Raw genomic sequence first — 12550 nt, 5'->3', positions numbered from 1 at the left:
ACTACGGGGTGCACCTTCCTGTTGTCTGCTCGACCACGGGCAGCACGACCACCTCGCCGTCGAGTCCGCTCACCCGGACCGCGATGGAACAGATGTAGTACTGGACGAAATTGCCGTAGGCGCCGGTGCGCACGAGTTTGCGGTAGTTGTCCGGTGCCCGTTGCAGCGCTCTGTCCAGCAGGTCCTTGTCCTGATCGAGCAATGGCGCCAATCTGGACAACTCGTCGACGGTCCCGGCCAGCGGCGGCCGCGCCTGGGTGAGTAGATCGGCGATCGTCGCGGTGCCCTGGGCGAGGGACCCGATCGCCGCGGCGATCGGGTCGCGCTCGTGTGCGAGCTGAGTGACCAATTGTTCGAGGCGGTCGATCGAGCCCGAGAACTGGGCACCGTCCTCGGCGAGAGTGGTCATGACCGTATTCAGGTGATCGATCAGCCGCTCCACCACGTCGCTGTTGCTCGCCAGCGTCGCGGTGAAGGAGGAGGTCTTGGACAGCAGGGAGTTGAGCGTGCCCTGTTTGCCCTGCAAGATCTCCAACAGCGACCAGGTCAACCCGTTGACATCATGCGCGTTGAGGCCTCTGATAACCGGTTTCAAGCCGCCGAGCAGTAGATCCAGATCCAGCGCGCTCGCCGTCCGCTCCACCGGTATCTCCGTTCCGGCGGCAAGGATTTCGGTGGATCCCGGGCCTTCGATCAGTTCCAGATATCGGTCGCCGACAAGATTCAGGTAGCGGACCGACACTTTGGTGCCGCCGGTCAGCGCGACCGTGCGATCGGCATCGAACTCGACACGAACCCGATGATCGTCGCGCAACGACACCTCGTGGACTCTGCCGACTTCGACACCGGCGACCCGCACGGTGTCACCTGTACGCAACCCCGACGAGTCGGTGAAGATCGCGGAGTACTCGGCGGTGTCGCCGCTGCGGTACTGCCCGAACACCAATACCAGGAAGCCGGACGCCACCACCATCACGACGGCGAACACACCGAACTTCAGCAACGGTGCGTCACGGCGCTTCATCGCGGCCCACCGTTCGGGGTGGCCGGGGTCTGTCCGGCGGTCGGTACTGTCGGCACCCCGAACAACGCTTCAGGCAACGTATCGATGTTCAGCTTCACGGTCGGGTTTCCCTCCTCGAAGGGGTTGTGCCCGGTGTCGGCTACCACGAAGGGAGGACGCGTCTCATACGGCACCGGCAGCATCGAGCACTGCGGACCGCCGGTGGCGGCGACCTTCGGCAGACTCTTCGGGTATCGATACGGCTCGACGCCCCACAGAAAGTTGACGTTCAGGCCCAACCCGGGCACCGGGGGTGTCGGCGCCTCGGCCAGCCACGCGAAACCGTTCAGTGCGCATGTCAGGCCTTCGCGGTACTCGTTGGTCAGCGACGTCGTCGGAACCAGCAGATCCAAAGTGGTCGCCAGACTCGACCTGTTGGCCGTGAGTACGCGGTTTCCGGTGTCGGCCAAACCGATCAGACCGACCAGCAGAGCGTCGAGATTCTGTTTTTCCTCCACCACGGTCCGGCTGATCGCCGCGGCATTGCCCACGGTGTCGATGAGAGGTTGCGCGGAGTCGGCGTAGGTTTGCAGCACGGGCTGTGCGAGCTCCAGGTCGTTGTTCAGCGCGGGCAGCCCCGGTTCCAGTTTCGCCAGGAATTCCTCCAGGTCGCTGAGCATCTGCCCTACCTTCTCGCCATGTCCATTGGTGGCGGCGGCGATGGCACCGAGGGTCTCGTTGAGCTTCTCGGGCTCGATCTGCGCGAGCACAGATGTCAATTGCTGGAAGACTGTGTTGATTTCGACTGTGACATGGTCTGTTCGAACAACTTGCCCGGCCGACAGATGGCGCGTATCGGGCTTGTCCGGCGCGATGAACTGGACGTACTTCGCACCGAATACAGTGGTCGAGGCGATGTCCACCGACACATTGGCCGGGATCCTCGCCAGCTTGTCCTCATCGATGGCGAGTTCGATTTCGGCCAATCCGTCGGATCGTTCGTTGACAGTCTTGACCTTGCCGACGGTGACACCACGCATCTTGACGTCGGCGTCGGGGTTCATGACCAGCCCGGCCCGCTGCGAGAGCACGGTTACCGGAACGGTGTCGGTGAACCCCCCACGGAACATGATCACGGCCGTCACAACAATCACGACACCGGTCGCGAGGGACAGCAGTCCGGCCACGGGGCGCGTCACATTGGATGTCATCTGGTTCGCCTATCCGGAAAGGTCGAAATTACCGTTGGCGCCGTAGACCGCCAGCGAGACCAGCAATGTCACCGACACGACCGCGACCAGTGAGGTCCGCACCGCGTTGCCGACGGCGATGCCGACACCGGACGGGCCTCCACTGGCGAAGAATCCGTAATAGGTGTGTATGAGCAAGATCGTCAACGCCATCAGGATGGCCTGCACGAACGACCACACCAGGTCGATCGGATTCAGGAAGGTCGAGAAGTAGTGGTCGTACAACCCCGGTGACTGCCCGAGCAACACCACGGTGGTGAACCGGCTAGCGATGAACGAGGCCACCACCGCGAGCGCGTACAGCGGGGTGATGGCGATCATGCCCGCGACGATTCTCGTGCCGACCAGGTAGGCGATCGGCTCGATCGCGAGCGATTCCAGTGCGTCGATCTCCTCGTTGATGCGCATCGCGCCGAGTTGGGCGGTCGCGCCCGCACCGAAGGTCGCCGCCAACCCGATCCCGGCGACAACCGGTGCCGAGATCCGGACGTTGATGAACGCAGACAGGAAGCCGGTCAGCGCTTCGATGCCGATATTTCCGAGCGAGCTGTACCCCTGCACCGCCAATGTACCGCCGGTGGCCAGCGTCAAGAATCCGACGATGACGACCGTGCCGCCGAAGACTGCCAAAGCACCGCTACCCATGCTGATCTCGGCGATCAGGCGGATAGTCTCACGTCGATAGCGCCATGCTGCGGAAGGCGCGGACGCCAACGCCTTGAAGTAGAAGAGTGCGTGATCGCCGATGCCGCTCAGGCCCATTACGGGTTTGCGAATCCGAAGAACCACGCGTGGATATCGTGCTGTCAATGTCATCGGTTCGCCCTACCTGGCCGTCAACTGGATGCCGATCGCCGTGACGACGACATTGATCACGAACAGCGCCATGAACGCGTACACGACGGTCTCGTTGACCGCGTTTCCGACAGCCTTCGCACCACCCGTCACGATCAGCCCTCGATAGCAGGCCACCAGACCCGCGACGAGACCGAACAGCAGTGCCTTCACCGAGGAGATGACTACTTCGTCGAGCCCTGTCAGCAGGGTGATGCCCGATGCGAACGCACCCGGATTGACATCCTGAACGAAGACCGAGAAGACGTAGCCTCCGCCGATCCCGATCAGGCACACAAGACTGTTCAGCAGCAGCGCGACGAGCCCGGAGGCCAGTACGCGCGGTGTTACCAGTCGCTGCACCGGATCGATACCCAGGACCTGCATCGCATCGATCTCTTCGCGAATCGTGCGCGAGCCCAGGTCGGCACACATCGCCGTCGCACCGGCGCCCGCGACTATCAGCACGGTCACCATCGGTCCGATCTGGGTCACTGTCCCGAAGGCCGCGCCGGCCCCGCTGAGGTCCGCCGCGCCGAGTTCGCGCAGCAGGATGTTGAGCGTGAAGCTGACCAGCACTGTGAACGGGATGGCCACCAACAGCGTCGGTACCAGCGAGACGCGCACGATGAACCAGGACTGCTCCAGGAACTCTCGGGTCTGAAAGGGTCTCCGGAAGGCGAAGCGCACAGTATCCGCGGACATGGCGAACAGCCCGCCTACCGCCTGCAACGGGCCGGTTGCCGAACGAGAGACCCACGCGAGCCGTCCCGAATATCGTTGTGTCATCAAAACCTTGATCTCTTGGCCATCGTCTGTGGTCCGACTCGGATCGTCGATTTATCGTCGAAAGACGGTTGGCATACCAGCGGATGCCGAACATCGAAGCGCGGTCTCGTGGTCATCGTCACCTCGATGCGGATACACCGAGATGGATTGCGTGGCACGTGACCGAAGTAGCCGTTATCGGAACAGCGAATGCGATGGCGCAGCTGGGTAACCGCCCGGTAGTCGCCGTGACTCCGACAGCTGTGGCCGGGCGAATCCGGCGACACCTCGTGCTCCCATATTCAGGCTCCTATGCCTTTCGTTCTCAGCGGCGGCTGCTCTTAGTCACTCGGAGGCCACAGCAGCCCTTCCTCTTCGACGGCGGATCCGGCGAACAGCTGACAGGCACTTCGACTGCGAGACCCAGCGCCTATGTCCGGGGCGACCACAAGTCGAGACTGCAAAGCGCACAGGTGGTCGACTACTGGGCGAAGCGATCTCTCGCTGTGACCGAACTCGAGGCACCGGAACGCATGAGACCTGTGCCACACCAGCCGCAGGAGAGCCTAGCGTCACGCGCCGCAAGTTTCAATACATTGTGTAACGATTCCTTCGGCGGCCGAAATGTCCACCCAACGGCGGGATCAACGGATCAGCGCGATTCGATTCCGCGCAGAAGTGAATCGATGACGTGACCTGCCGGATCGTGGGTAGTGCCGGTCAGTACCCGAAAGAGCACCACACCGAAAAGAGTCTCGGCGATCATGTCCAACCGCACATCCGAGCGGATCTGGCCGAGTTGGACCGCGGTCGCAATCCGTTGCGTCAACGCCTGCCGCAGCGGCCCGGTGATCAGCGTGTAGAGGCGATCAGCATCAACGGCACTCTCCGCGGACGCGAGAGCCCAGCCGCGCACCATTGCGGCAACGCGCGGATTTCTGACCAACTGGATCTGACCGTCCCACCAGGTGGCCAGATCAGCTGCGATGTCACCGGTATCCGGCAGCGGAAGAATCTCGGTATTCAACACCCCGGCAGTGACCGCCTCGGCGACGATCGCCGCCTTCGATGACCACCGCCGGTAGACCGTGGGGCGTCCGACCCCGGCACGGCCCGCGATACCTTCGATAGTCAAATTGTCGTAGCCACTCTCGGCGAGCAGATCACGCGTGGCATCGAGTATGGCCCGATGTGCCCGGTCGCTTCGAGGTCTCCCACCTCGATTGCTCGTCATGTACCGCACGCTAGCAGGTCTGTCGCGACGCAATTCCGCACCGAGGAACGGTAGACCCGAGACCATGGACCGGCGTCCCCGCAGAGGCGAGGGGATGAATCATCGTCGCCCGGATTCCTCCGGACCGGCACCGCCCGATGTCCTCTATTCCATGCCGAAACATACAGATGATCAACGCAATACGCCGCCACCCGTGACGACGTGATGCCACCACGGCGCATCGTGTTCGATTCCGGTGACCACGTGCCGTTCTCGTGTCGTCTGCGGTCACTTCATAGGCATCGGCTTGCCGGTAGCGACGGTGGGTGATGCCGCCGGTGCTCGCGATTCCCCCACCCATCTTCCGAGGTCGAACTGCGTCCCGTCGGCGACCGTCTGCCCCCACTGACACCCGTGTTCCGGCGATTGCGCTCGTGGTCGTAGGCCAACAAACCTACTACTACTCGGCAGATGCCAGCAGCGGTCGTCAGGTCGATCGACGTCACCCGCGCTACACGACGTCACCGATGGTCGACCGTGTTGGGGTGAACGTAAAGTCGGCGCGCCGTACGCCGCCGGCTCATGTCATTGGCCAGGTACGCACATACGGTATCGAGGAGTTCGGGGTGGTCCTCGAGCGGATCCAGCATGTTCGCGATCCGGCGCGTGGCCGAATCGTCGCGCGTGATCTGGTATTCGATGTCGAGATCGGGTAAGTAGTACACACCAGGAGCACGCCCACCGGCCTCGACGAAAGCAAGCAGTTCGTGGGCCTGGGCGGCCGATTCGGGTATCCGGTCCAGCTCGCTTTACTACCACGGCAGCAGTGAACTGGACCCCCGCTGCCTCCGCAGAGTCTATCCAATGTTGCTGCGCATAAGGCGATTTCGACGTCGCGCCGCAGGCAATGACGAGGGTGCCGCCTCCGACACCGAGCAGACCCAACGTACGCGAATCGAATACTCGACCGACCTCCGCGTGTAGTCTGCCGAGTTTGCGCTGGGCGGCGATACTCGGGTCCGCGATGTACTCGTCGGGATGGTCCGGAATAGATAGCGCCACGACCTGATACGAATCGGCAATCAGCACGCCGACCTGGCGGACCAATGCCGAACCACCGCGGCCGCTGATCAATGCCGCAGCCAGCGTTTGCGCCGAATGGAACTCCTGCGCTACCAGGAGATGCTCGGTGGTGTAGGTATCGATGGCATGAGTAGAGATCGCGTTCAGCGGCTCTAGCATGAGATCCCCCACGATCCACACTTCATCCATATCACCTGCCTCCGCAGAGGTCGCGACCAGACCGAACGCGGTACGCACCCCCTGGCAGCAGGCACGCAGAATCGCACTCGACGGCACTCCGGCGCGAGCCCATTGCGTGGCTGTGTCGCGGATCGTGTCGAATCGCGTTGGCCCGGGTACAACGCGCTTGTCGAGCATTTCGGTGACGAGTGCCAGACAACTATGGGCGATCTGTGTGACCTCCCCGTGCGATAGCGTGTACAGGTTCGCGGATCGAGTTTCAACGCAACCGACCATATCTATGGCGACTCGCTCGATATCGAGTAGCGGCGCCGACGCGGCACGCCCTCCGATCCGAGATGCGGATTCTGTCGAACCAACGAAGGCATCCAGTGCTGAAAGATCATGATGTGTTGGTCTCGAACTTTGCCGGGCGCAACATTCACGCCCGAATCGTTTGAATAACCATGGATGTGTCGACAGCTGACCATTGCACTGCACACATCATTCGCGTGAGCCGCACTCGCCTGCACGTCTGCGGCGCGCGGATTCGCGGCGGTGCCGATATTGCAGCTTCCCGCACTGCTTCCGATGCCACGCGATCTACGTGATCCCGGATGGCCGTCCGAGCAGTGGAAGCAACCGCGCTCGCGCTCGCACTCCGAAGTGTTGACGTCGCGGACCGCGCGTGGACGTATCCCCCGAAATCATGCGGGTGAACTCTTCGCCAAACATGGATGATCGAGCCTACTTCTGGGCATTTCCGCCCTGTTCAGGACCGTTCCGATGAGTCGGAACACAGCCCGCCATTTGTCTCTCGTGAGCCGAAGTACATCATACTGAAGCCATATCACAGCATAGAGATATTGACGTCAAGATTTTGAACATATACTCATTATTCGCGAGTTGGATTGGCGGGTCGCACACCTCACCTTGCCGGTCGGAGCAGCATGCGCGCGACGCGCGCATGCTGCTCCCCGGTGTGATCCTTCAACCGCACGCCATCGCCTGTACCGCACTGACGTGGTGCAACTCAGCACGGTCCCCCTGCGTGTCGGGCCGAGTTGAGTCCATCGGCTCGGGTCGGCCGGCCTGGTCATATGGCCGCGCCGGTGACGACCACCGCATCCAGCAACGTCCGCTCTTCATCGTCGGCGCTGGCTCGATTTGTCGAGTGGGGCTCTGCCGCGTTCTCGCCCCGAGGGTTGGGGGACGCGTGCTGAGGCTAGGGCATTCTCGACGGAAAAGCGTAAAGATGCCACATGTGCGAAGTCCCCCGCTTGCGGCTGCGCTGGACGCGGAACCCTACCCCGCTCGGCGGGGGTTCGGTCACGCTTCCACTCTGGGCGCCCTGGGCTTTTCGGCGGTGTTGTTCCGGTGGATGGTGACGCCTGCGGCGGCCGCGACGCAGAGTGCGGCGAGGACGATACATACGGCGGCGTAGAGCAGGTTGCCGGTGGGTGTGCCGTCGCTTGTCCTGCCCGCTGTCGCATCGAAGTAGTCGGGGAGCGCGCCGATCCACAGCACCAGCATGGTGACGAGGTAGATGCTGCCGAAGGTGGCGACGAATCGATTCGGGATCTCGATGCCGTCGGGGGCATCGCGTCGGGCGAGGAGCCACTGCTGTGTCAGTACCGGGATGGCGATGGCTGCGAACACGGCCAGTTCGAGGGACAAGACGAACGCTTGCGCGGTGGTGTTCGGGTCGTCGCCGCCGAAGATCTGAGACGGCATGCTGAAGATGGTGACACCGACCGGAACCAGTATCCCGGCGAGAACGGTGCGCAGGACGAGTTGCGCGCGCCCCGGGCGGGGTCCGCGCTGGACTCGACGGGTCACCAGCGTGCGGACGAGAAAGACCACGACCGCGGGCCCGACCGTGGCGAACATGAAGACGCTGGTCATAGGGACCGAACTGAGCATCGGATGATTGGTCTTGTTGTCGGTGTTCCATGCCCACCAGCGCAGTTGGGGTCCGAGCTGATCGAAGATCTCGTAGAGCACGTGGTGCACGAATCCGACACAGACCGCGCCGATCAGGATTCCTCGTCGGCGCTGGAATACGCCCAGGCTGCGTACGATCTCGTAGGCCAGCGTGGTGAGTGCTGGGTACAGCGCCACGATGTAGAGCGGCAGTCGGTCGAAGAGAAACTGGACGGTGAAGACGTTGTGCGCGAATATGACGCCCACGGTGTCTTCGAGATGGAAGATATTCGGAAAATATTCCGGTATCTCGATCACCAGGGAGTAGATGATCGGCGCGAACCACAGCGCCAGGTTCGTCGGGTCGCCGTCGCGGCGCAGTCTACGGAAGGCGTGGACCAATGCCAGGACCGCGCCGAGGACCATCATCCACTCGATAATCGGCAGGGTCCAGTTCGACAGCCCGAAGGGATTGCGGAAATCGACCACCGCGGCCGCGTCGTGGCAGCTGAACCCGCCCAGTGATCGCGCTATGGAGTCGAAGATGGGATTACACTGCTCAGCCACGGTTGCCGTCTTTCCCTGCGAGTTCCGATGTGTACCAATGCCATACGTCGTCACCGGCTCGATAGCGGGCAAGCCATCGATCGGCGAACTCGGGCAGGGGCGAGTTCGCGGGCTTGTGGAAGGGTGTCTGGCTCAACAGAACGTTGACCACCGCGATGATCTTCTCTCTGCGCCTGATGCCGGCGTACGACGGTGGCGTGGCGTCCGGATCCGGGGGGTCCAGACGCAACCAGCGACGCACGGCCCGTCGCATGCGTACCGTTCGCATCATGGCCCCGGCATCGACGCCGCGCTCGTCCTCGGGGACACTGTCGTTCACTCCGTCGGCGATGATCGTTATCACTTCGCCGAGATGTCTCACGACGGAGGGCAATACTCGCACGCGGTACCACGGCTTGCCGACGACGGCGTCGTAGATGATCAATGCCGAGCTGCGGTGTTCGACTTCTTCCACGAAGTGCCACAGGAACAGTGATGCGACGCGATCGTCGCCGCCCCTGAACAGCAGGGCCTCGTTGTCGAGCATCATTTTCATCGAGGGCGTGAAGGTCGCCTCGAGGTCGGCGATGTAGGCGAGCCGGTATGCCAGCGGGGTGGTCGCGGTCAGCTTGTCGTAGTGGTTGATCGCGGCGTCGAGAGTTTCCTGCAGGCCCGGATAGCGCCTGTTCAGTGCCTGCAAGTGCCTGCGGTGGGAGCGTGCGTGCTGGGCTTCCTGACGGAGAAACGCGTCGGCTTCCGCGGCGACGGCGGTATCGGAGATCAGCGGCAGGGCCTCCTGCACTGCCGCGACGATCATCTTCTCGAAGCAGACCGCGATGATCGAGGTGGCGTTCATCGAGAACGAGAACGCGGGATTCCCGGGGTTCCAGATGAACGGGACGTCGTCATCGAAGTCGAATTGTGCACGGCGGATCTCGAGATCGGTCACTATCACACCTTCGTATATCAAGACACACAATGTCATTTCGTGTATCTTGTACAGTGATAGTCGACCAGGGGCGGAGTGTCAACCATCACATGGGACGTAAGGGATGGGGCGGTCTGCCGCCCGACGATGACGACGACGCGCGCAAACGCATCCTCGATGCGGCGTTGCGCTGCATCGAGATTCACGGTCCAGCCGCAACGACGCTGTCCGGTGTCGCGGAAGAACTCGCGATCACACGTCGGACCGTGTACCGCTATTTCGCGAGCACGCAGGAGTTGTTCGCGGCAGCCGCCGAGGTGGCGTTGATCGGTTTCATGGCCCAGATCGAAGCCACCATGCGAATCACCGACGTGGCCGACCAGATCACCGAGATGGTGGCGCTCATCATCGAGCGTCTACCCGACGAGCCGCTGCTGGCATTGGTCCTGGCCAACGACCCCGCTGACTACTTCGGCAGGCGGATACTGCGTCGCGACGTGATCGTATACACCCGCAAGGTTTTGGAGACTTCCGAAATCGACTGGACCGCAGACGGATACGATCGGCAACGACTCGACGAACTGGCCGAGTTCCTGCTTCGAACAATCCATTCCATGGTCGTAGCCCCCGCGGAGCCGCCGAAGCGCGGTACCGATCTACGCACCTATCTGAGCCGATGGATCGGTCCCGCGCTGCGGGCCGGCGACAACAGCACCCGCAAACACGGCTGATCGCGCAGCCGCTCGGCGCAGCGTGGGCGTCGGCTCGGATACGGGGCGGAATCACCGGTGAACATGGTCGAGGGCAGCACCCCCGGCCGACGCTTGTTCTTCCCCGACCGCCGACGACTCGGAAGCGATGATCGCCCCCCGCACGGACAACACCTGGTGCGAGGGCCTCACCGAGGACCGCCAGGGATGGCGACGTGCATGCCGTCCCTGGCGCACGCACCCCGCAGGACTACTCCGAGCTGCGCCGAACCCGTTCAGGCAGTCCGGCGTGGGGCCTCACGCATCGACCATGTCGGTGACGGTCGCCCATTCGTCGAGCACGGCGATCCGCGCGGCCAGTGCCTTGCGCATGCTGTCGGCACCGGCGACACCCAGGGCGAGGCGTCGCGGCGGATTATCACTGGCCACGGCTGTCCGGATGCCGGCGGCGACGCGTTCTACGCCGGAGAACGCCGATGCGGGCAATGCCTGGATCGCCTGCTGCACAACGCGAACCGTCTGGTCGTAGTCGGTGTGCGTTGCCGCGGCGGTGCCGAGATTGCCCAGGAAAGGGGTCGCGGTGAGTCCCGGTCGAACGAGAGTCACACCGATGCCGAGCGGAGCCACCTCGGCCACCAGCGCGTCCGACAGCCCCTCGACGGCATACTTCGTAGCGGCCAGCAGGCCGACACCGGGGTCTGCGGTCTGGCCGTAGGATCCGCCCAGATCTCCGAGAGCCTCGATGTGTCGAGCTACCGCTGCCACCGCCTCTCCCGCTTCGAGTGCCTGATGCACGAGTTCACGCCCGATTCCCGAGGAAGCGCCGGTGATGAACCAGACAGGCGAGATGTTGTCTTCATTTGTCATGTTGTGACTTGCTCACCCATGCCGGCGATCCGGACATCGCCGACTTTCGGATCGCCGAAGCGGAGCGGTACTTACTGCGGGCCGGTGTGCGCTATCCCCTCACAACGATCGTCACCGCCGAAACCGCGCAGCTCACCGCTGGATCCGCCGGTGTGCCCGGCACTCTGGGCGCGGTTCTCGCCGCGGTGACCGAGACGGCATTGCGCGGAGACTGGATGCGAATCAAGGCATGCTGCAATCCACCGTGCCACTTCGGTTTCATCGATCGCACGCGCAACCGCGCGGCACGCTACTGCAGTCCCGGATGCGGATCACAGGTATCCATGCGCGCCCTTCGGCAACGCCGCAAGCAAGCCCGCTCCTGAACAACGTCGTCGTTCATCGCCGAGCCGACCCCGATCGCGATGCTCGACCAGCGAGCAGGTCCGCCGAATACCTGGTAGGCCGAAGTCCTGGCCCGATCGTCACAGCGGCAATCCTCGCTCCACGAGATCGACCGCGCTCAACAGGTCCGACAGCGTCTTCTCATCACGAGGGTCTTCGACAGCTTGCGCCAAATTGAACATGATGCCACCGATCACTCCGACGAAGACCCGTAGTTCCAGATCGTCGGTGCCGTGTCCGGTGTAGTCGGCGAAGAACTGCGCCGCATCCGAGATCGCCCGCTCCGAATACAACTGGTAGGCAAGGCGTAACGCGGGCTCGGATCGTATCAACCGCATACGCTCGGGATCGCTCGCCCACTCATCGGCAAGGCTGAGATGATAGCCCTCGGTGATGAGCCGACGAAGCAGCTCGAAATGTCCCAAATCAGCGGGAAGGGCCTCCAGCACCGCAGCTCGCGCGGAATCGAGGTCATCGCTGATGACGACCTGCTCCTTGGTCTGGAAGTAGCGGAAAAACGTGGTGTGCGAAACCTCGGCCGCGCGTGCGATCTGTTCCACCGTCGTGCGGCCATAGCCGTGCTCGGCGAACAGACGCATGGCAGCCGATCGGATAGCAGCGCGGGTGCGCACCTTGTGCCGCTCTCGTAAACTGACGTTTTCCGAGCTGCGCTTCCCGGCGGCCGGTGACACCATCGAGCCTCCTCGCTCTCACCATCGGCGATATCCGCCGCATCGCGCTGCGACTATTGCCGACACGTTAGTTACTAACATATGGCACTGACTAACAAATAGCCAGCCTCAGCGCACCCGCACTCCGGTGCGCCTTCCGGCGAGCGACGACAGACGCGAACTCGGCGCTCGGGCGGGCGATGTGCCCGAA

At 63.0% G+C, this 12550-nt stretch carries 12 protein-coding genes; 2 read left to right on the top strand and 10 right to left on the bottom strand.

All coding sequences use genetic code 11. From position 1 onward, the window contains the following. Position 1: 1 nt before the first annotated feature. The 8 genes from OG225_RS12630 to OG225_RS12595 form a co-directional block, all read right to left on the bottom strand. Positions 2-1024 (bottom strand): MCE family protein, encoded by a 1023-nt coding sequence (locus OG225_RS12630; RefSeq protein ID WP_405181839.1) that lies wholly within the window; start codon positions 1022-1024, stop codon positions 2-4. Continuing rightward, on the bottom strand, positions 1021-2214 hold the full coding sequence (locus OG225_RS12625) for an MCE family protein (protein ID WP_405181838.1): 1194 nt from the start codon (positions 2212-2214) through the stop codon (positions 1021-1023). Before OG225_RS12625 ends, OG225_RS12630 begins: the two co-directional genes overlap by 4 nt. 9 nt (positions 2215-2223) lie before the next feature. Continuing rightward, the gene (locus tag OG225_RS12620) at positions 2224-3069 is read right to left on the bottom strand and encodes an ABC transporter permease (protein WP_216911095.1); all 846 of its coding nucleotides are present in this window, start codon (positions 3067-3069) and stop codon (positions 2224-2226) included. A 9-nt stretch (positions 3070-3078) separates the two neighbouring features. Next, positions 3079-3876, bottom strand: coding sequence for an ABC transporter permease (locus tag OG225_RS12615; RefSeq protein WP_216911096.1), 798 nt, complete (start codon positions 3874-3876; stop codon positions 3079-3081). Between the two features lie 631 nt (positions 3877-4507). Beyond that, complete coding sequence (locus OG225_RS12610; protein WP_216911097.1) at positions 4508-5089, bottom strand: TetR/AcrR family transcriptional regulator; 582 nt, start codon at positions 5087-5089, stop codon at positions 4508-4510. Positions 5090-5589: 500 nt separating this feature from the next. Further along, a complete protein-coding gene (locus tag OG225_RS12605; protein ID WP_405183251.1) occupies positions 5590-5652 on the bottom strand; it encodes a helix-turn-helix domain-containing protein in 63 nt (20 codons plus the stop codon). A gap of 1987 nt (positions 5653-7639) precedes the next feature. Beyond that, positions 7640-8800 (bottom strand): hypothetical protein, encoded by a 1161-nt coding sequence (locus tag OG225_RS12600; protein ID WP_405181837.1) that lies wholly within the window; start codon positions 8798-8800, stop codon positions 7640-7642. Next, positions 8793-9728: a metal-dependent hydrolase gene (locus OG225_RS12595; protein WP_405181836.1), complete on the bottom strand. Its 936-nt coding sequence runs from the start codon at positions 9726-9728 to the stop codon at positions 8793-8795. Before OG225_RS12595 ends, OG225_RS12600 begins: the two co-directional genes overlap by 8 nt. Before the next feature lie 89 nt (positions 9729-9817). On the opposite strand from OG225_RS12595, the gene OG225_RS12590 reads away from it, so the two are divergent. Further along, the gene (locus OG225_RS12590) at positions 9818-10438 is read left to right on the top strand and encodes a TetR/AcrR family transcriptional regulator (protein WP_405181835.1); all 621 of its coding nucleotides are present in this window, start codon (positions 9818-9820) and stop codon (positions 10436-10438) included. A gap of 276 nt (positions 10439-10714) precedes the next feature. Here the strand turns inward: OG225_RS12590 and OG225_RS12585 are convergent, their stop codons facing one another. Next, complete coding sequence (locus OG225_RS12585; protein ID WP_405181834.1) at positions 10715-11284, bottom strand: SDR family NAD(P)-dependent oxidoreductase; 570 nt, start codon at positions 11282-11284, stop codon at positions 10715-10717. An 8-nt stretch (positions 11285-11292) separates the two neighbouring features. Between OG225_RS12585 and OG225_RS12580 the strand changes: the two genes are divergently transcribed. Then, the gene (locus OG225_RS12580; RefSeq protein ID WP_405181833.1) at positions 11293-11649 is read left to right on the top strand and encodes a CGNR zinc finger domain-containing protein; all 357 of its coding nucleotides are present in this window, start codon (positions 11293-11295) and stop codon (positions 11647-11649) included. Positions 11650-11748: 99 nt separating this feature from the next. Here OG225_RS12580 and OG225_RS12575 read toward each other — a convergent pair whose 3' ends face one another. Further along, positions 11749-12363, bottom strand: coding sequence for a TetR family transcriptional regulator (locus tag OG225_RS12575; protein ID WP_405181832.1), 615 nt, complete (start codon positions 12361-12363; stop codon positions 11749-11751). Between the last annotated feature and the right edge of the window lie 187 nt (positions 12364-12550).

The sequence above is a fragment of the Nocardia sp. NBC_01377 genome (assembly GCF_045040005.1).
Taxonomy (GTDB): Bacteria; Actinomycetota; Actinomycetes; order Mycobacteriales; family Mycobacteriaceae; genus Nocardia; species Nocardia noduli.
This window is presented reverse-complemented; position numbering and strand designations above follow the sequence as displayed.

Coding starts and splice junctions, on each gene's coding strand:
- OG225_RS12615 (WP_216911096.1), bottom strand. CDS start 3,876: ATGACACAACGATATTCGGGACGGCTCGCGTGGGTCTCTCGTTCGGCA.
- OG225_RS12590 (WP_405181835.1), top strand. CDS start 9,818: ATGGGACGTAAGGGATGGGGCGGTCTGCCGCCCGACGATGACGACGAC.
- OG225_RS12625 (WP_405181838.1), bottom strand. CDS start 2,214: ATGACATCCAATGTGACGCGCCCCGTGGCCGGACTGCTGTCCCTCGCG.
- OG225_RS12585 (WP_405181834.1), bottom strand. CDS start 11,284: ATGACAAATGAAGACAACATCTCGCCTGTCTGGTTCATCACCGGCGCT.
- OG225_RS12630 (WP_405181839.1), bottom strand. CDS start 1,024: ATGAAGCGCCGTGACGCACCGTTGCTGAAGTTCGGTGTGTTCGCCGTC.
- OG225_RS12610 (WP_216911097.1), bottom strand. CDS start 5,089: ATGACGAGCAATCGAGGTGGGAGACCTCGAAGCGACCGGGCACATCGG.
- OG225_RS12575 (WP_405181832.1), bottom strand. CDS start 12,363: ATGGTGTCACCGGCCGCCGGGAAGCGCAGCTCGGAAAACGTCAGTTTA.
- OG225_RS12620 (WP_216911095.1), bottom strand. CDS start 3,069: ATGACATTGACAGCACGATATCCACGCGTGGTTCTTCGGATTCGCAAA.